This is a genomic window from Sphingomonas sp. (genome assembly GCF_024508665.1).
Taxonomy (GTDB): Bacteria; Pseudomonadota; Alphaproteobacteria; order Sphingomonadales; family Sphingomonadaceae; genus Sphingomonas.
Genome location: NZ_JANINP010000003.1, coordinates 322,863 through 338,704 on the forward strand (window position 1 = coordinate 322,863; position 15,842 = coordinate 338,704).

Below are 15,842 nucleotides of genomic sequence, written 5' to 3' on the forward strand. Positions count from 1 at the left end.
ACGGCGCGACAACGGCCCATCAGGACCGAATATCCGCCGCCCCCTCTGTCACGGAACCTGAGAGCTTTCACCTGCCTGACGGCCCGGCTTACCCCTTCGGTGGCACGGGCGAACCCGCACGCTTTCCAGAGCGTCGCTGTCGACAAACGCGGTCCGTTTGCCTGAGAGATTCCGGGGCGGTTGCTCCTTCGGCGGCAGGTCTCCCTGCGCTCTCCCGCGTCGTCAGCGACTGGACATGCTGTGACGCGGTGCAGCAAGCGAGTCAATCGACCAAAACCGTCATCCCAGCGAAAGCTGGGATCTCAAGCAATAGAATGCTGCACGAGACCGCAGCTTTCGCTGGGGTGACGACCTTGTTAGCGCGTCGCGTTGTACTTCAGCTGGTCGTCGGTGAGCTGGAAACCGACCAGCGCCTCGAACGTCGCGCGCAACACGGCGTTGCGCACGTCGGGCGCACTCAGCGGGTCGACCGCAGCGGATTCGCGGCCCGCCTTGCGCTTCTCGGTGATGCGGCGCTTGACCTCGTCCGACAATGTCGCTGCAGAGCGGTCGACGCTGGCGGTGGCCGATCCGTTGGTGCTCGCCCGCGTCTGGCCGGCATCGAAATGAACGACCACCCGTCCGACACGCTTGGCGACGACGGCGTTGCCGCCCTGAACCACGGTGACGAAATAGGGCAAGGTCACGTCGCGCGCGCCATCGGCACGAGTCCGCCGCGCAAGCACGGTGAAGGTGATGTTGGTGACGACCTGCGGGCTGGCGCCGTCATTGTTGCAGGTCGAACGCACGTCGGTCATCGCCGCGACCACATCGATCGCGGTGGCTTCGCGGCTGGTCGCGGGGTCGAACGTGGTAAGATCGCCGGTCCCCGCCGGCACGCCGACCGTCGGGCACGGCGTGCGCACCGCGGTTACGCCCGCACCCGATTCGGAAATGTCGAGCTCGCCACGGCTGGCGCAGCCGCCAAGGACCAGCGCGAGAGCGATCGGAGCGGCAAGAAAGCGGGGTGACACGAACGGCAGACCTTTTCGACACGGGAAGGGGCCGCGGCACGCGCCATGGCCCCTGACCCCTACATAAAGCGGGCGTCACCATAGGGTCGCAACCCGAGCGCGGCAACAGGCGCGCGCGCGTTTCGTCGACGGGCCGCGACCGGCCGAAACGCCACCCCTCTTTGCGGGCGATATCGCTGGCCTCGACACGAATTGGACCTCGCGCATGGCGCTCTGCGTCTTGAAGGCGTTCTCTGATGTATCGAGCAAGACGAGCGGACAGAGTTGGACCGCAATAGTCGTGCCCGATCATCCGCTTGACGATCGCGACGACAACTCGCTCCGCAAACCGCCTTTGCCTCAGCCGAGCAATCGCGTAGAGCGCCCGCCATGGCTTCCACCCCGAAAAAAGCTCTCGAGCTGCTGATCGCGGCGCCGCGCGGTTTCTGCGCCGGCGTCGATCGCGCGATTCGCATCGTCGAGCTGGCCATCGAGAAATACGGGGCGCCCGTCTATGTCCGGCACGAAATCGTGCACAACAAATTCGTCGTCGACACCCTCAGGGCCAAGGGCGCGATCTTCGTCGAAGAACTCGACGAAGTGCCTGATGGCGTGCCTGTGGTGTTCAGCGCGCACGGCGTGCCCAAGGCCGTCCCGACCAAGGCCGCGGAGCGCGGCCTGTCCTATCTCGACGCGACCTGCCCGCTCGTCAGCAAGGTGCACCGCCAGGCCGAACGGCTGGTCGCGTCGGGCCGGCATATCGTGTTCATCGGTCACGCCGGCCATCCCGAAGTGATCGGCACGTTCGGCCAGGTGCCTGAAGGGTCGATGACGTTGATCGAGACGGTCGCCGACGTGGCCGCCTTTTCCCCACGCGATCCCGAGATCCTGTCGTTCCTGACCCAGACGACCTTGTCGGTCGACGACACTGCAGAAGTCGTCGCCGCGCTCCATGCGAAATTTCCCGCCATCCAGGCGCCCCGCGGGGAGGATATCTGTTACGCGACCTCTAATCGCCAGGCCGCGATCAAGGCGATTGCCGGTGCATGCGATGCCGTACTGGTGATCGGGGCGCCCAATTCGTCCAACTCGTTGCGGCTGGTCGAGGTAGCGGAACGCCAGGGCATTCCGGCGCGGCTGATCCAACGCGCGAGCGAACTCGATTGGGGATTCCTCGACGGCGTAAATACTCTGGGCATCACCGCCGGCGCATCGGCGCCCGAGCAATTGGTGCGCGAACTGATCGACAGGCTTTCCGAACGCTTCGAGGTGACCGAACGCGAAGTCGAGACGACGCAGGAAACGATCACGTTCAAGCTCCCGCGCGGGCTAGAGGCGGCGGCGTGATGCCTCCTCGTCATCCCCGCGAAAGCGGGGACCCATCTCTCGAACGCGCGCGCATAACCGCAACCGTGTTGCTTGCCGTTCGGGCACGAGGTGGGTCCCCGCTTTCGCGGGGATGACGGATAGGGAACAGGGTTTGGCAGTCTACACGCATGTTTCGGCCGAAGCGCTGGAGGAATTCCTGCTGCGCTACGATGTCGGCGAGCTGGTCTCGGCCAAGGGCATCGCCGAGGGGGTCGAGAATTCGAACTATCTGATCGACACGACCAAGGGCCGCTTCATCCTGACGCTGTACGAAAAGCGCGTCGAGGCAGATGATCTGCCTTTCTTTCTGGCGATGCTCGACCACCTTGCCGATCGCGGCCAGCCGGTACCGCCGGCCATAAAAGACCGAAATGGCGTTGAGATCCAGACGCTGGCGGGGCGTCCTGCCTGCCTGATCAAGTTCCTGCCTGGCGTATCGCTGTCGAGCCCGACGCCTGCGCAAGCAAGCGCGGCCGGCAGAGCGATGGCGGACATGCACCGCGCGCTCGCCGATTTCGCGCCGACGAGAACGAATTCGATGGGCGTAGATACGTGGCGCCCTTTGTTCGAAAAGTGCGAGCACGCTCTGGACGATATCAGGCCGGACTTTGCGCGCGATCTGAATTGGGCGCTTGATGAGGTTCTCGCATTCTGGCCTCCTGAAGGTCATTTGCCAAAAGCCGCCATTCATGCGGATCTTTTTCCGGACAATGTGTTGATGTCCGGCGACACTGTGACGGGACTGATCGACTTCTACTTCGCATGCACCGACATTCGCGCCTACGACCTCGCCGTCATGCATACAGCCTGGGCATTCGACGCCGCTGGCGAACCGCTCGATCAGGGTGTCGGTCGATCGCTATTACGCGGGTATCATTCTGGACATCCGCTGAGCGATGCTGAACGGGCCTGTCTGCCGGTCCTGTGCAAGGGAGCCTGCGTCCGCTTCATGCTGTCGCGCGCATGGGATTGGCTCAATACACCCGCCGACGCCCTCGTGACACGCAAGGATCCGCTCGCCTATTGGCGGCGCTACGAGTGGTACGCCGACCATTCTAAGGTGTTGGCCGAACTGAACGTATGACCGAATTGAGCCATGTCGAAATCGCGACCGACGGTGCGTGCAAGGGCAATCCCGGGCCGGGTGGCTGGGGCGTGCTGATCCGCATGGGCGCCCGTGAGAAGGAATTGTCGGGCGGCGAGGCGCTGACCACCAACAACCGCATGGAGCTTACGGCAGCGATCGAGGGGCTCAACGCGCTCAAACGCCCGTGCCGCGTGACGCTGTCGACCGACAGCCGCTACGTGATGGACGGGCTGACCAAATGGATCCACGGCTGGCGCAGGAACGGCTGGAAGACATCCGACAAGAAGCCGGTCAAGAACGCCGACCTGTGGCAAAAGCTGATCGAGGCGGCGGCACCGCATCGCGTCGAATGGGTGTGGGTGAAGGGTCATGCCGGACATCCCGACAATGAGCGCGCCGACAAGCTGGCCAGCGACGCGGCGCTGGCAACGGGGCGCGTTGGCACACGTCCCGCCGCGTAGACCGGGATTCAGCCTTCGACGGGAGCGTCGGGGCCATTCTTCTTGATCGAGTCGATCGCATTCTGCGCGCTCGCCTTCGACGAATAGCCCTCGGTCCAGAAGATGATCTCGTTATTGTACTTGAACTTGGCGACGTACTCGCCGGCCTTGTTCTGCTCGATCACGAACTTGTGCGCCACGAGGCCCTCCGCGTTTGACGATTAACACAGGTTAGCGGCAGCGTGCCCCTTTCGCTAGCGGAACCGGGCGGGGCTGTAACGATGCCGGTCAATTTTAGCGACGAGCGGATCCGGCGCGACACCGAGCAGCAAGGATGCCGCGACCAAAGATGCCGCCGGCGCGGTCTGGATGCCGAAACCGCCCTGCCCCGCGCACCAGAAGAAGCCGGGGACATGATTGTCGAAGCCATAGACCGGCAGGCGATCTGGCGCGAAGCTGCGCAAGCCGGCCCAACTGCGTTCGACGCGCTCGATTTTCCAGTCGACGACCTGTTCGAGCCGATCGATCGCGATCGCGATATCGATTTCCTCGGGCTGTACGTCGCCGGGCTCGCTTGGCACCTCGTCATGCGGGCTCAGCCAAATTCGCCCACCCGATTCCGGCTTGAAATAGAACTCCCCGCCGATGTGCGCGACATGCGGCGCGTCGTCCGGGACCGGCGGATCCACGCGGAGCTGCGCGAGCGCGCGGCGCAGCGGCTGGATGCCGATCGGCGCGGCGCCGGCCATTGCCGCGACTTGATCGGCCCAGGCGCCGGCCGCGTTGACCAATATCCTTGCAGCGAAATTCCCGGCCTTGGTTTCGAGTTGCCAGCCATCACCGCTTTGGCTCGCAGCAGTCAGCGCCGCGTCCAGCACCAGCTCCGCACCAGCCTTTTTGGCGCGCGATAAAGCCGCGGCGTGAAGACCCGCGACGTCGATATAGGCGCAGCTAGGCTCCCACACCGCCAGATTCCATTCCGAACGCAGGCCGGGAATACGCTCGCGCGGATCGACCAGCGAAAGATCGACGCCGCTGCCGGCGAACTGCGCCAGCATCGCTTCGATCTGAGCACGTTCGTGCTCGCGCCCGATATGCAGCGAGCCCAGCGGCTGGAGAAAGCCGCCGTCCTCCAGGCGCGAGCGCGAGGCGGCAGTCAGTGGTTGGACCGCAGGTCCGCCATAGGTCTCTTCCCAGAAGGCCGCGGATCGTCCGGTGGCGTGATAGCCGGCGACGTCCTCCGCCTCGAGAATCAGGACGCTGGTATGGGGCGCGACCTCGGCCGCGAGCGCGGCGCCGGCGATCCCGGCGCCGATGATGGCGATGTCCCAAATCTTATCACCGCTCATTGCTGCGCCCGTGCCGAAAGGAAAATGTCGATTTCCCCCAAGGCGCGATTGCGGACCGGGTCAACCTCGCGCAGGATTTCGTGCGCGCTTTCATTGCCGAACCGGACGACGCGGGCATCGGGCAGCATTCCCGCGACCTTGATCGCGTCGGCGGCGCGAACCAGCTTGTCGGCTTCGGCGACGAGCACGAGCACCGGCGTCCGGACCAGCTTTACACGTCGGCTGACCCGCAGCCGCCGCGTCGATTCGAACGCACGCACCACCCAGCGCCAGCTCGGTGGGCCCAATTTGATCTCCGGCTTCTGCTCCCACCACCACGGTTCGTCCGAATATCGGTCGGGATCGTGGGTGAGCAGCGACAGCCGCGAATCGGTGGTGCCGGGCTTTTCGTTCGACTTCCACGCGCGACGCTGCGGATTGCCGAGCTTCATTGCGATCTCTGCGACGCGCTCGCCGAATCCGGCGCTGATCGGCGCATGCAAGCCCATCATCGGTGCGATGAGGACCGCCGCGTCGGGTTCGGCGATCACCTTGGCCAGCGCGCGACAGACCAGGTGGCCGCCCATCGAATGCCCCATGGCGACATGCGGCCCCGGCGTCGCGGCCGCCCATTCCCGCCAGAACGCGCCGTAATCGGCGAGGTACGTGCCGAAACGATCGATGTCGCCGACATGCGGATCGTCGGTCAACCGCCCCGATCCACCCTGGCCGCGCCAGTCGAACGAGGTGATCGTCCAGCCCTGATCGTGCCAGTGGTGAAAGGTTTCGAGATATTTCTCGAATATGTCGCCGCGGCCGCCCTGGAAAAGGATCGATCCGCGCGGCTTGGCCGCGGCGGATGGCCAGTCGAAGCGGCGCAATTGCCAGCCGTCAGGGGCGGTCCAGAAGGATAACGAGCTGCCGTCGGGATAGGTTCGGCGCGCTGTTTCGGAAGATACCATCCACTCTGGTTACTTTTTAGAAAGCCATGCCGTCTAGGTCTGTGATCCGATGGGCTGGGGAATTCTGTCTTACGTGCTCGGGGGAGCACTCGTTCTGATCCTGCTTGCCGCGGGCATCGAGGACGCTCGCACGAGAGAGATCGCCAATTGGAAGAACGCAGCGATTGCGCTGATGGCGCCTGTCTGGTGGTGGGCGCAAGGCTATGGCTGGGCCGACGTCGCATGGCAGGTCGGGATCGCGGTCGGCGTGTTCGCGCTGTTTGTCGGCGCCTTTCACTTCGGCTGGATGGGCGGCGGCGACGTCAAGATGATCGGCGCGCTCGCGCTATGGCTTCCCGGTCAAACCCTTTTGTTCATGCTGATGGTCATGTCGATCATCGGCGGCGTGCTGACGCTGATCATGATGTTCGACCATTGGCGCCGCAAAGCGCCTGGGGCTGTCGAGACGCCGTACGGCGTGGCGATCGCCATGGCATCGATGCTCGCGCTCGGTGAACCGATCTTTAACCACTTTGCGTAGATTAACGGCGATCAAACCGGGGTCATCGCCACAACGGGGCACGAAGCGTCATGGATAGTCGGAAAATCATTTTGCTGGTTGGCGCGCTTTTCGTCGCAGCCATCACCGCGTTCATGGCGCGTAGCCTGATCGTCGGATCGAGTGCGCCCGTAGCGGTGGCCCAGGCCCCAATCGCACCGGTCCAGACCGGCACTGAAGTGCTCGTCGCGACCAAGGCGCTGCCGATCGGCACCATCCTGGACGCGACCAGCTTCAAGTTCCAGCCTTGGCCGAAGGAGCTGGTCGAGAACGCCTATTATGTTCGCAAGGACGGGTTCGATCCGAAGAGCCTCCAGGGCACGGTCGTGCGCTCGGTGATCACCGCTGGGCAGCCGCTGACTCAGGGGTCGTTGGTCAAGCCGGGCGATCGCGGCTTCCTTGCCGCGGCGCTGACACCGGGCATGCGCGCGGTCACCTTTCCGGTCCGCAACGAGAATTCGGTCGCAGGCTTCGTCTTTCCGGGCGACCGCGTCGACCTCACGCTGTCCCAGACTGTCCCTGGCGGCGGCGATGGCCCGCCGCTGAAGGTGGCCGAGACGATCATGAAGAATCTCCGCGTGCTGGCGACCGACCAGCGCACGACCAGCGATGTCGACGACCAAGGCAAGACCGTCGTCCGCAACTTTTCGATGGTGACGATCGAGGCAACGCCGGCAATCGCCGAAAAGATTTCGGTTGCACGCACTTTGGGCGACCTGTCGCTGGTGCTGCGCCCGCTCGCCGATTCGGCGTCAGAGCTTGATCAGGCAATCGCCGAGGGGTCGGTGAAGGTGCCGGACGGCAAAGATCCTAAGGCCGAAAAGGCAATGCTCGCAACTGCCGATACGCAGCCGATCGCCGGCAAGACCACTTTCGCCACAGGCGCCGACGTCTCGCGCTTCCAGCGTCGCACCGTGCCCGGCAAGGCCACAGACGGAACGACCGCCGGCGGAACAGCGGGCATTCCCGGCGGAGCGCCGGCCGTAACGGGACCCTCGGTGCGTATCGTCCGCGGGAACAACGTGACCGAGGTACCGATCGGTCGTGGGGGGAAGAAGTGATGCAAGCGACAATCGTTTTGAACCGGATCGTTGCGGCTACCGTCGCGACCGCGCTGGTAGCGACCATGCCGGTCGAGGCCGCGGGCGGCGCTCGGCAGACAGCGAGCCGCGCTCCGGCCAAGCCCGCTCGTGTCCGCGGCCTGCCGCAAGGCACGCAACGCCCGACGACGGAAGTGATGCTTTCGGTCGGCCAGGGTGAGGTCATCACCCTCCCCGCCGAGGCGGCAGACGTGTGGGTCGCCAATCCGAACGTCGCTGACGTCGACGTGAGCAATCCACGCCAGATTCGCCTGTTCGGCAAGGATTACGGGGAAACCACGGTATTCGTCACCGCGGCAAACGGGCGGGTCATCTATTCAACCAATGTCCGCGTCGCACAGAATCTGACTTCGATCGACCGCATGATGAAGGCGGCCATGCCGGACGCCGACATCAAGGTCATCACGGTCGGCCAACTCGCGATCCTCACGGGCACCGTGGCGGCGCCGGCCGATGTCGCGCAGGCGCAACAGATCGTGACCGCATTGCTCAATCCGGGGATCGACGTCACGAACGCGACGACACCTTTGAAGATCGGGGTGGTCAATCGACTCCGCACCGCGACGCCACTGCAGGTCAATCTGCAAGTCAAGATCGCTGAGGTCAGCAAGTCGTTCGCCAAGAATATCGGCAGCAATCTCAGCACGATCGACGGCACGGGCGGGTTCAAGTTCGGCATTTCGAACGGCCGCTCAATCGCGACGACCGCGACCAACGATCCCAACCTGCCGCTCAGCGTCGGATTGGGCACGGTAACAGGCTATACGATCGACCCGATCACCGGGAAGATCGTGCAGGCCCCGGGCACCGCTATTCAGCCGGGTCCGCAGACAACTACGATCGGCGGACTGGGCAAGCTTTTCGGCATGGATATCCTGGGCGCGCTCGACCTCGGCGAAACCGATGGTCAGGTAACCACGCTCGCCAACCCGAACCTGACCGCCTTGTCGGGTGAGACCGGATCGTTCCTTGCCGGCGGGGAGATCCCGATCCCGGTCAGCCAAGGCCTGGGCGCGGTATCGGTCGAATACAAGCAATATGGCGTCAGCCTCGCTTATACGCCGACCGTATTGGCGGATGGCCGCATCTCGATGCGCGTGCGCCCGGAAGTGTCGCAATTATCCGCGGCCGGCGCGGTTCAGATCGGCGGCGTCACCATTCCGGCGCTGACGACCCGGCGCGCGGAAACCACGATCGAACTCGGCTCGGGCCAATCGATGGTGATCGGCGGTCTGCTACAGAATTCGACCGACAATCAGATCACCAAGACGCCCGGAATCGGTGACGTCCCCGTGCTCGGCGCGCTGTTCCGCTCCAACGGTTGGAAGCGCAACGAAACCGAATTGATGATCGTCATCACTCCGTATCTGGTGAAGCCGGTCAATGCCGACCAGATCGTCCTGCCGACCGACGGCTACAAGGCGCCAACCGATCTCGGCCGCGTCTTCCTTGGCCGCCTGGGTGAAGGCACGAACGGTGGTGAGCGGCCGAAGCCGACTATGGCCGTACCCAACGTCGCCGGCCCCGCCATCGGTGCCAGCGCGCCAGTGCCGGTAACGCCGACTACGCCGCAGCCGAGTTCCGATGCGGCGACCGCTGACAAGAAGGCACTTCCGCCCAAGAAGTCGAAAAAGGGCGATCAGCCCGCCACTCCCGGCTTCAGCCTGTAACGCGCGAGGAACAGTCAGATCATGCGTACGATCCTCATCGCCGCTTTTGCCGCTCCCGCGCTGATGCTGGGCGGCTGCGGCACGCTCAATCGGGGCGTCGACTCGATCAAACAGCCGGTGGTCAGCCGCACCGATTACGTATTCGACGCGCAGTCGACCACCGCTGGCCTGGCGCCAGGCGAAACCGAACGGGTCGCCGGCTGGCTTTCCGCGATGCGGTTACACTACGGCGACCAGATTTCCGTCGACGATCCCAACCCGTACGACTCTCGCGCCCGCGCCCAGATTGCGGCGATCGTCTCAAGCTACGGCATGCGTCTAGCCGATCGCGCACCGATCACCAACGCGCCGCTGGCGGCTGGCATGGTGCGGGTCGTCGTCAGTCGCGCGGTCGCCACCGTGCCCGGCTGTCCCGACTTCACGCGCAGCGGATCCAGTGAGTTCGAAGGCAGCACGACGTCCAATTTCGGCTGCGCGAGCAACGCCAGCCTGGCCGCGATGGTCGCCGATCCCAGGGATCTGGTCCGCGGCCAGACGGACGACGGCACGACCGACCCGATCACGTCGAACCGCGCTATCGGCACGTATCGCAGGGCCGCCCCGACCGGGGCCGGTGGAACGACAGTCAAATCCGAATCGACGGGAGGCAAATGAGATGAACGCGCCGTGGAAGCCCGCTGGTGTCGCACATCGCGAGCCGTTCGTCGCTTATGTCTGCGACGAGACGACCGCCGAAGCGCTGCGCCCGATCGTCAGCGAAATGGGCTGGTCGGCCGAGAAAGTGAACAAGGGTGGGCTGCGCAACGCGGTCCAGTCGCTGTCCGTCTCGGCCAGTCCGCAAGTGCTGTTCGTCGATCTGAGCGAGTCGGGCGATCCGCTCAATGACATCAACGCACTGGCGGAGGTCTGCGAGCCTGGCACCGTCGTGATCGCGGCAGGCCAGGTCAACGATGTCCGGCTCTATCGCGACCTTACCGCGAGCGGTATCCAGGATTATCTGCTCAAGCCGCTCAATCCGGATCTGCTGCGCGAAGCCTTTGGCAGCGCGCAAGCGGTGTTGAACGCACCGCGGCTGAACGAGGTTTCGCCGGACCGTCCGCACTCCGCGACCGCGGTGATCGGTACGCGCGGTGGCACTGGCGCTTCGACCATCGCTACCTCGGTCGCGTGGTTGATGAGCGAGAAGGGCGGCCGCACCACGGCATTGCTCGATCTCGACGTGCATTTCGGCACCGGCGCTCTGGCGCTCGACCTCGAGCCCGGCCGCGGCCTGACCGACGCGATCGAGAATCCCAGCCGCATCGACGGGCTGTTTATCGAACGTGCGATGGTCAAGGCCAGCGAGCGTCTTGCCGTGCTGTCAGCCGAAGCACCGATCAACTCGCCGATGATGACCGACGGCTCCGCTTTCTACCAATTGCAGGAAGAAATGCGCGCCGCGTTCGAATGCACGGTGGTCGACTTGCCGCGCGCGCAGTTGATCGCCCACCCGCATCTGATCAGCGACATCCAGACCACCGTGGTCGTGACCGAACTGACGCTGGCCGCGGCACGCGACACGATTCGTATCCTGTCGTGGTTGAAGTCGAACGCGCCGGGAACCCAGGTCCTGGTGGTCGCCAATCGGGTGCCGGCTGGCGGTCAGCTGGAAATCAGCCGCAAGGATTTCGAAGGTTCGATCGAGCGCCGTATCGATTTCGTCGTGCCTTATGACCAGAAACTGGCGGCGCAGGCTGCCAAGCTGGGCAAGCCGCTGGCCGAGGCCGGCAAGGGATCCAAGACGGTCGCGCCGATCGCCGAGCTCGCCAACCGGCTGTTGGCGGTGAGCGATTCGGCCGAGCCGGCAGGCAAGGCGACAGGCAAGAATGGCGCCGGGAAATCGGCGGGTCAGTCCCTGATCGGCAAGTTCGCCGACCTCAAGTCGCTGATGCCGAGCAAGAAAGCCGCGAAGTCGAGTTGATCATCGCCGGCCCATCCGGGCCGGCACCAACAAGTGGAGCGTTCGAGCGATGCCATTGGTGCCGCTGATCTCGGTGATTGCAGGAGCGGCAACCATGCTGTTGCTGCTAGCGTTCGCCTTTTCCGGTCCGTCGGTGGCGAAGGCTCAGACGCGCCGGCTGAACTCGCTCCGCGAACGCCATAGCGGCGCCGCCAGCGACGCGGCAATGGCAGCGCAAATGCGCCGCATCACCGGCAAGCGCGACAGCAACATGGACACCGCGATGATGCGGTTCCTGCCGCGTCCGGCCTTGCTCAAGAAGCGCCTCGCCATGACCGGCAAGACCTGGACCGTCGGTCAATACGGCCTGGCGACGTTCGGCATCATGCTGGTCGTCGCGACGCTGCTGATGATCCGCGGCGCTCCGGTCGCAATCTCCGTCCTGATCGCCGTGTTCGTCGGCGCCGGACTGCCGCATTTCGTGGTCGGCTATTTCATCAGGCGCCGGGTCAATAAGTTTACCGCCAAATTCCCCGACGCGATCGAATTGCTCGTGCGCGGGCTGCGCTCTGGTCTGCCGATCAGCGAAACCATGGGTGTGGTCGGCGCCGAAGTGCCTGGCCCGGTCGGCGAGGAATTCCGCGCGGTATCGGACAAGATGAAGATCGGCCGTACGATGGACGCAGCGTTGCAGGAAACCGCCGATCGCCTCGGCACGCCGGAATTCCAGTTCTTCGTTATTTCGATCGCGATCCAGCGCGAAACCGGCGGCAACCTCGCCGAGACTCTGGCCAACCTCGCCACCGTGCTGCGCCAGCGCGGACAGATGAAGCTGAAGATCAAGGCGATGTCGTCCGAATCCAAGGCGTCGGCCTATATCGTCGGCTCGCTGCCGTTCATCGTGTTCGGCCTGATCATGTGGATCAGCCCGGCCTATATGGGCAATTTCTTCGTCGATCAGCGCCTGATCGTCGCCGGCATCGGCGGCTTCATCTGGATGTCCCTGGGCGGCTTGATCATGGCCAAAATGGTCAATTTCGAGATCTGAGGCCATGGAACCGCACCACACAACCCTGCTCGGCGTCGACGTCCTCTGGGTAGGCACCCTGCTCGCCGGCGTCGCCGCGTTCGCCGTCATGCTCGCCATTTACGCGGCGACCACCGTCCGCGATCCGATGGCGCGCCGTGTCAAGGCGCTCAATGATCGCCGCGAACAGTTGAAGGCCGGTATCACCGCTTCGACCAGCAAGCGCCGCGCGAAACTGGTCCAGAAAAACGAGACCACCGACCGCATCCGTTCGATCCTTCAGAACCTCAAGGTCCTGCAGGACAGCCAGCTCAAGGTCGCGCAGACCAAGCTGCTCCAGGCCGGCATCCGTCAGAAGGAATATGCCGTCGCGGTCATTTTTGGCCGGTTGATCCTGCCGATCCTGTTCGGCCTGCCGATGCTGTATTTCGTCTACGGCACTGATGCGTTCGCGACCTGGTCGCCGCTCAAGCAATATGGACTGGTCGCCGGGGCCTTCATCCTGGGCTACAAGGGTCCCGACATCTATCTCAAGAACAAGATCCAGAAGCGTTCTGCGGCGATCCGCAAGGGCTTGCCCGACGCGCTCGATCTGCTGGTGATCTGCGCCGAGGCCGGCCTGACCGTCGACGTCGCCTTCCATCGCGTGTCGAAGGAACTGGGCCGGGCCTATCCCGAACTGGGCGACGAATTCGCGCTGACCGCGATCGAACTCGGCTTCCTGTCCGACCGCCGTCAGGCGTTCGAGAACCTGGCGATGCGTGTCGACCTCGACGCGATCAAGGGTGTGGTCACGACCATGATCCAGACCGAGAAATACGGCACGCCGCTCGCCTCCGCACTGCGCGTGCTGTCGGCCGAATTCCGCAACGAGCGCATGATGCGCGCCGAGGAAAAGGCCGCGCGGCTGCCGGCGATCATGACCGTGCCGCTGATTCTGTTCATCCTGCCGACCCTGTTCATCGTCATCCTGGGCCCGGCGGCGTGCAGCATCAACGACGCCTTCCTGCACGGCGGCCATTGATCCGGTCACTCCCCTCCCGCACGCGGGAGGGGGTCGACTTGCGCCGCTCCGCAACCGAGCGCAGCATGACGCGTTGAGATCCCCAACAGGGAGAGACGCCATGCTGTTCACCGACCCGAACCAGATCGCCGTAGTCGTCCTCGTCCTGATCGTCGGTCTGGTGCTCGGACTGCTCATCGCGCCGCGGGGTACCAAATGGCGCAAGCGCTACGAGGAAGAGCGCGACGCCCACGCGGCCTATCGCACGGACACCGATGCCAAGATCCGCGAGCGTGAGGCGTTGACGACCAATCGGGACGCCTATGTGCGCGATCTCGAAAAGGCGAAGATCGATTTGACCGCGGCGAACGAGAAGCTGGCGGCGGAGAACGCGGAATTGCGGGCGCGGGCGGTTTGATCTCTCTTCCCTCTCCCACTGGGAGAGGGAGCCCACGTCAACTCAACGCCTTACAGCTCGACTTCTTGCGCGCAGCATCGATCGCCGCGAACTGGGTGCGGTCGGGCACCAGGATACGGATCAGCGCGATGCCCGTCGTGCCGTCGACGCGAACCGCCGTCATGCCGTCGGGTACGGGTTGCCCGGGACGCGCGATGGCGACGCGGATCGGCTGGTTGCCGGCATCGATATTGTTGCGGACATACGCGACGTCGGTACGCGAATTGAAGATCGACAGCGACCAATAGGGGGCGGGCACCGGCGCAACATCGACCAGCACAGGTCCGTTCGACAGGTCGAACGGACAGGATGAATAAGCGAGGTCCGGGCTCGGCCGGACGATGGCACGCGCCTTGTCGGTAGCGAGCGGTGCCGCGAGCATCGCATTGTATCCCGTGCCCTTGGCGATACGGTGCGTGGCGAGGCCCATCAGGACACGCGGAAACTGCACGAGCGCGACCTGGTAGCCGACGAAGGCCAGGACGACGCCGAGCAACAGCGGAAAGAGCCAGCGGCGCATCAGCAGCCCTCCTTCACGATCGAGGGAAGCTGATCGCGGGTCATGTTGCCGATCCCTCCGTCATCGGGGAGATAGGCGCGCAAGGTGAGTTCGAAACGGTCGATCCGCCCAGTCGGCAGCCACAAACCGGCCTGTTCGGCCGGCGCGACGATCACTTCCCACTTGGCCGGGTTGGGCAACGCGGCGCTGGCGATCGAGTACCGCCCCGCCTGATTGGCAACGAGGTAGCCGGGATGATCGTAGAGCGTCAGGCTCCACCATTTTGCCGGGATCGAACGTCCCGATACACGATAGCGGCAGCGCCCATCGAGTGGCTCTCCCGCGCTGTCGACCGCGGCGTTGTAATAGCGTGCTTCATGGGCGGGGAGCGCGAGCAGTCCGCGCAGCGACACCACGGCGCGGGTGAATGCGCCGGCGCGGGCGGTGCCGAAATCGCCGCCGGTTGTCCATGGCCCGATCGCCCGATTGGCGCCCAGAACGCCTGTCCGGACATGCTGGACCGCCGCCCCCGCACCCAGGGCCCATCCGAGCACACCGCAGATCGCATATCGGATCCAGGGCTTCATATTCCTCCCCCCGTCAGTTCGGGCAGCGGTGGTAGCGCTTGCCCTCCATTACCAGCGCATCGTCGCCGATGCGCTCGACCTTGAGGACCTGATCGAACGGCTTGTTGTCCTCGCTGTAATTGCCGGTGACCTTGACCGTCTTTCCGTCGAGCGACCAGCGACCCATGCCCCTCTTGCCATAAAAACCGCCGCCGGGACCGAAATTCACTGCGCGTCGCGCCGTGCAATCGCCATTCTCCGCGCCCCAGCGCCCGGAGAGCCACGTCCGATTGACACCACCCGGGGTGGGTTTTGGTGACGGTTTCGCGGTTGGCGTAGGTTTGGCCGTTGGACTCGGCTTCGGTGTCGGACTTGCTTTGGGCGTCGGGCTGGCGGTCGGCGTCGGCTTGGGCGACGGTGACGATGCGGGTATCGGCTCCGGCGTCGGGCTGGCGGTCGGGCTCGGCGTCGGGACAGGCGACGGTTCGATCATCGCCGGACTTTGCGTCGGAACCGGGATGGGCGTCGCGTATCGATTGGGATCGGCGACATCGTCGCGGAACATCCAATTGTCGCCATAGCGGACGAAGCGGCCGGTGCGCGTCGCAGACTTGTCGCACTTTCCGGTGAATGGGCTGCACGTCGTCGCGCGATAATCGCAGACATAGCCAGGGCGGTCGGGCGCAGTCTTGCACGCGATGCGCTCGGCCGACTGCACTTTCGCCCCCGATCGGGCGAGCGCGTCCGAAATGTCCTTTTCGGACGGGCCATCATTGCTGGCAAACGGATTGCAGGCGGCCAGTGACGCCACCAACACGAAAACCAGCCAGCGCGTCTTGCCGAGATCCATCGCCGGTGAGTGCGGT

General features: G+C 64.5%; 18 protein-coding genes and 2 riboswitches. Of the genes, 11 read left to right on the forward strand and 7 right to left on the reverse strand.

The annotated features are described in order from the left end of the window. Positions 1 to 35: 35 nt before the first annotated feature. Positions 36 to 139, reverse strand: a riboswitch (glycine riboswitch). After that, a riboswitch (glycine riboswitch) is annotated at positions 140 to 227 on the reverse strand. Between the two features lie 129 nt (positions 228 to 356). After that, positions 357 to 1,013, reverse strand: a complete 657-nt coding sequence (locus Q0L25_RS06750) for a hypothetical protein (protein ID WP_296612718.1) — start codon at positions 1,011 to 1,013, stop codon at positions 357 to 359. A gap of 369 nt (positions 1,014 to 1,382) precedes the next feature. Here Q0L25_RS06750 and ispH point away from each other — a divergent pair, with 369 nt between their 5' ends. From ispH to rnhA, 3 genes are all read left to right on the forward strand, one after another. Continuing rightward, positions 1,383 to 2,339, forward strand: coding sequence for a 4-hydroxy-3-methylbut-2-enyl diphosphate reductase (ispH, locus tag Q0L25_RS06755; protein WP_296612719.1), 957 nt, complete (start codon positions 1,383 to 1,385; stop codon positions 2,337 to 2,339). 133 nt (positions 2,340 to 2,472) lie between these two features. Beyond that, positions 2,473 to 3,444 carry a homoserine kinase gene (gene thrB / locus Q0L25_RS06760; RefSeq protein ID WP_296612721.1) on the forward strand — a complete coding sequence of 324 codons (972 nt, stop codon included), beginning with the start codon at positions 2,473 to 2,475 and terminating at the stop codon, positions 3,442 to 3,444. After that, positions 3,441 to 3,908: a ribonuclease HI gene (rnhA, locus tag Q0L25_RS06765; protein ID WP_296612723.1), complete on the forward strand. Its 468-nt coding sequence runs from the start codon at positions 3,441 to 3,443 to the stop codon at positions 3,906 to 3,908. The genes thrB and rnhA overlap by 4 nt, the downstream gene beginning before the upstream one ends. Before the next feature lie 8 nt (positions 3,909 to 3,916). Here rnhA and Q0L25_RS06770 read toward each other — a convergent pair whose 3' ends face one another. Genes Q0L25_RS06770 through Q0L25_RS06780 form a run of 3 tightly spaced genes read right to left on the reverse strand, consistent with a single transcriptional unit; the run spans position 3,917 to position 6,177 of the window. After that, positions 3,917 to 4,087, reverse strand: a complete 171-nt coding sequence (locus tag Q0L25_RS06770; protein WP_296612725.1) for a DUF1508 domain-containing protein — start codon at positions 4,085 to 4,087, stop codon at positions 3,917 to 3,919. Between the two features lie 54 nt (positions 4,088 to 4,141). After that, positions 4,142 to 5,236 (reverse strand): FAD-binding oxidoreductase, encoded by a 1,095-nt coding sequence (locus Q0L25_RS06775; RefSeq protein WP_296612727.1) that lies wholly within the window; start codon positions 5,234 to 5,236, stop codon positions 4,142 to 4,144. Then, positions 5,233 to 6,177 (reverse strand): alpha/beta fold hydrolase, encoded by a 945-nt coding sequence (locus Q0L25_RS06780; RefSeq protein ID WP_296612729.1) that lies wholly within the window; start codon positions 6,175 to 6,177, stop codon positions 5,233 to 5,235. The genes Q0L25_RS06775 and Q0L25_RS06780 overlap by 4 nt, the downstream gene beginning before the upstream one ends. A gap of 49 nt (positions 6,178 to 6,226) precedes the next feature. Here Q0L25_RS06780 and Q0L25_RS06785 point away from each other — a divergent pair, with 49 nt between their 5' ends. From Q0L25_RS06785 to Q0L25_RS06820, 8 genes are all read left to right on the forward strand, one after another. Beyond that, entirely contained in the window at positions 6,227 to 6,697 is a 471-nt protein-coding gene (locus Q0L25_RS06785) for a prepilin peptidase (RefSeq protein WP_296612732.1), read from the forward strand. Between the two features lie 50 nt (positions 6,698 to 6,747). Next, positions 6,748 to 7,776 carry a Flp pilus assembly protein CpaB gene (gene cpaB / locus Q0L25_RS06790; protein WP_296612734.1) on the forward strand — a complete coding sequence of 343 codons (1,029 nt, stop codon included), beginning with the start codon at positions 6,748 to 6,750 and terminating at the stop codon, positions 7,774 to 7,776. Continuing rightward, complete coding sequence (locus Q0L25_RS06795) at positions 7,776 to 9,485, forward strand: pilus assembly protein N-terminal domain-containing protein (RefSeq protein WP_296612735.1); 1,710 nt, start codon at positions 7,776 to 7,778, stop codon at positions 9,483 to 9,485. Before cpaB ends, Q0L25_RS06795 begins: the two co-directional genes overlap by 1 nt. Positions 9,486 to 9,506: 21 nt before the next feature. Continuing rightward, positions 9,507 to 10,139 carry a CpaD family pilus assembly lipoprotein gene (locus Q0L25_RS06800; RefSeq protein WP_296612736.1) on the forward strand — a complete coding sequence of 211 codons (633 nt, stop codon included), beginning with the start codon at positions 9,507 to 9,509 and terminating at the stop codon, positions 10,137 to 10,139. 1 nt (position 10,140) lies between these two features. Next, complete coding sequence (locus Q0L25_RS06805; RefSeq protein WP_296612738.1) at positions 10,141 to 11,445, forward strand: pilus assembly protein CpaE; 1,305 nt, start codon at positions 10,141 to 10,143, stop codon at positions 11,443 to 11,445. Between the two features lie 49 nt (positions 11,446 to 11,494). Then, a complete protein-coding gene (locus Q0L25_RS06810; protein WP_296612739.1) occupies positions 11,495 to 12,472 on the forward strand; it encodes a type II secretion system F family protein in 978 nt (325 codons plus the stop codon). A 4-nt stretch (positions 12,473 to 12,476) separates the two neighbouring features. Beyond that, a complete protein-coding gene (locus tag Q0L25_RS06815; RefSeq protein WP_296612741.1) occupies positions 12,477 to 13,475 on the forward strand; it encodes a type II secretion system F family protein in 999 nt (332 codons plus the stop codon). A gap of 100 nt (positions 13,476 to 13,575) precedes the next feature. Beyond that, complete coding sequence (locus Q0L25_RS06820; RefSeq protein ID WP_296612743.1) at positions 13,576 to 13,872, forward strand: hypothetical protein; 297 nt, start codon at positions 13,576 to 13,578, stop codon at positions 13,870 to 13,872. A 37-nt stretch (positions 13,873 to 13,909) separates the two neighbouring features. On the opposite strand, the gene Q0L25_RS06825 is transcribed toward Q0L25_RS06820, so the two are convergent. Genes Q0L25_RS06825 through Q0L25_RS06835 form a run of 3 tightly spaced genes read right to left on the reverse strand, consistent with a single transcriptional unit; the run spans position 13,910 to position 15,826 of the window. After that, positions 13,910 to 14,431, reverse strand: a complete 522-nt coding sequence (locus tag Q0L25_RS06825) for a DUF1254 domain-containing protein (protein WP_296612745.1) — start codon at positions 14,429 to 14,431, stop codon at positions 13,910 to 13,912. Beyond that, positions 14,431 to 14,997, reverse strand: a complete 567-nt coding sequence (locus Q0L25_RS06830; protein ID WP_296612747.1) for a DUF1214 domain-containing protein — start codon at positions 14,995 to 14,997, stop codon at positions 14,431 to 14,433. The genes Q0L25_RS06825 and Q0L25_RS06830 overlap by 1 nt, the downstream gene beginning before the upstream one ends. Before the next feature lie 13 nt (positions 14,998 to 15,010). Next, positions 15,011 to 15,826 carry a hypothetical protein gene (locus Q0L25_RS06835; RefSeq protein WP_296612749.1) on the reverse strand — a complete coding sequence of 272 codons (816 nt, stop codon included), beginning with the start codon at positions 15,824 to 15,826 and terminating at the stop codon, positions 15,011 to 15,013. Positions 15,827 to 15,842: the final 16 nt, after the last annotated feature.

Excerpts from the sequence above, each read along its gene's own strand:
- ispH (WP_296612719.1), top strand. The coding sequence starts at position 1,383 with ATGGCTTCCACCCCGAAAAAAGCTCTCGAGCTGCTGATCGCGGCGCCG.
- Q0L25_RS06830 (WP_296612747.1), bottom strand. The coding sequence starts at position 14,997 with ATGAAGCCCTGGATCCGATATGCGATCTGCGGTGTGCTCGGATGGGCC.
- Q0L25_RS06820 (WP_296612743.1), top strand. The coding sequence starts at position 13,576 with ATGCTGTTCACCGACCCGAACCAGATCGCCGTAGTCGTCCTCGTCCTG.
- Q0L25_RS06835 (WP_296612749.1), bottom strand. The coding sequence starts at position 15,826 with ATGGATCTCGGCAAGACGCGCTGGCTGGTTTTCGTGTTGGTGGCGTCA.
- Q0L25_RS06810 (WP_296612739.1), top strand. The coding sequence starts at position 11,495 with ATGCCATTGGTGCCGCTGATCTCGGTGATTGCAGGAGCGGCAACCATG.
- Q0L25_RS06775 (WP_296612727.1), bottom strand. The coding sequence starts at position 5,236 with ATGAGCGGTGATAAGATTTGGGACATCGCCATCATCGGCGCCGGGATC.
- Q0L25_RS06795 (WP_296612735.1), top strand. The coding sequence starts at position 7,776 with ATGCAAGCGACAATCGTTTTGAACCGGATCGTTGCGGCTACCGTCGCG.
- Q0L25_RS06825 (WP_296612745.1), bottom strand. The coding sequence starts at position 14,431 with ATGCGCCGCTGGCTCTTTCCGCTGTTGCTCGGCGTCGTCCTGGCCTTC.
- cpaB (WP_296612734.1), top strand. The coding sequence starts at position 6,748 with ATGGATAGTCGGAAAATCATTTTGCTGGTTGGCGCGCTTTTCGTCGCA.
- Q0L25_RS06800 (WP_296612736.1), top strand. The coding sequence starts at position 9,507 with ATGCGTACGATCCTCATCGCCGCTTTTGCCGCTCCCGCGCTGATGCTG.
- Q0L25_RS06815 (WP_296612741.1), top strand. The coding sequence starts at position 12,477 with ATGGAACCGCACCACACAACCCTGCTCGGCGTCGACGTCCTCTGGGTA.
- Q0L25_RS06805 (WP_296612738.1), top strand. The coding sequence starts at position 10,141 with ATGAACGCGCCGTGGAAGCCCGCTGGTGTCGCACATCGCGAGCCGTTC.
- Q0L25_RS06785 (WP_296612732.1), top strand. The coding sequence starts at position 6,227 with ATGGGCTGGGGAATTCTGTCTTACGTGCTCGGGGGAGCACTCGTTCTG.
- Q0L25_RS06780 (WP_296612729.1), bottom strand. The coding sequence starts at position 6,177 with ATGGTATCTTCCGAAACAGCGCGCCGAACCTATCCCGACGGCAGCTCG.
- rnhA (WP_296612723.1), top strand. The coding sequence starts at position 3,441 with ATGACCGAATTGAGCCATGTCGAAATCGCGACCGACGGTGCGTGCAAG.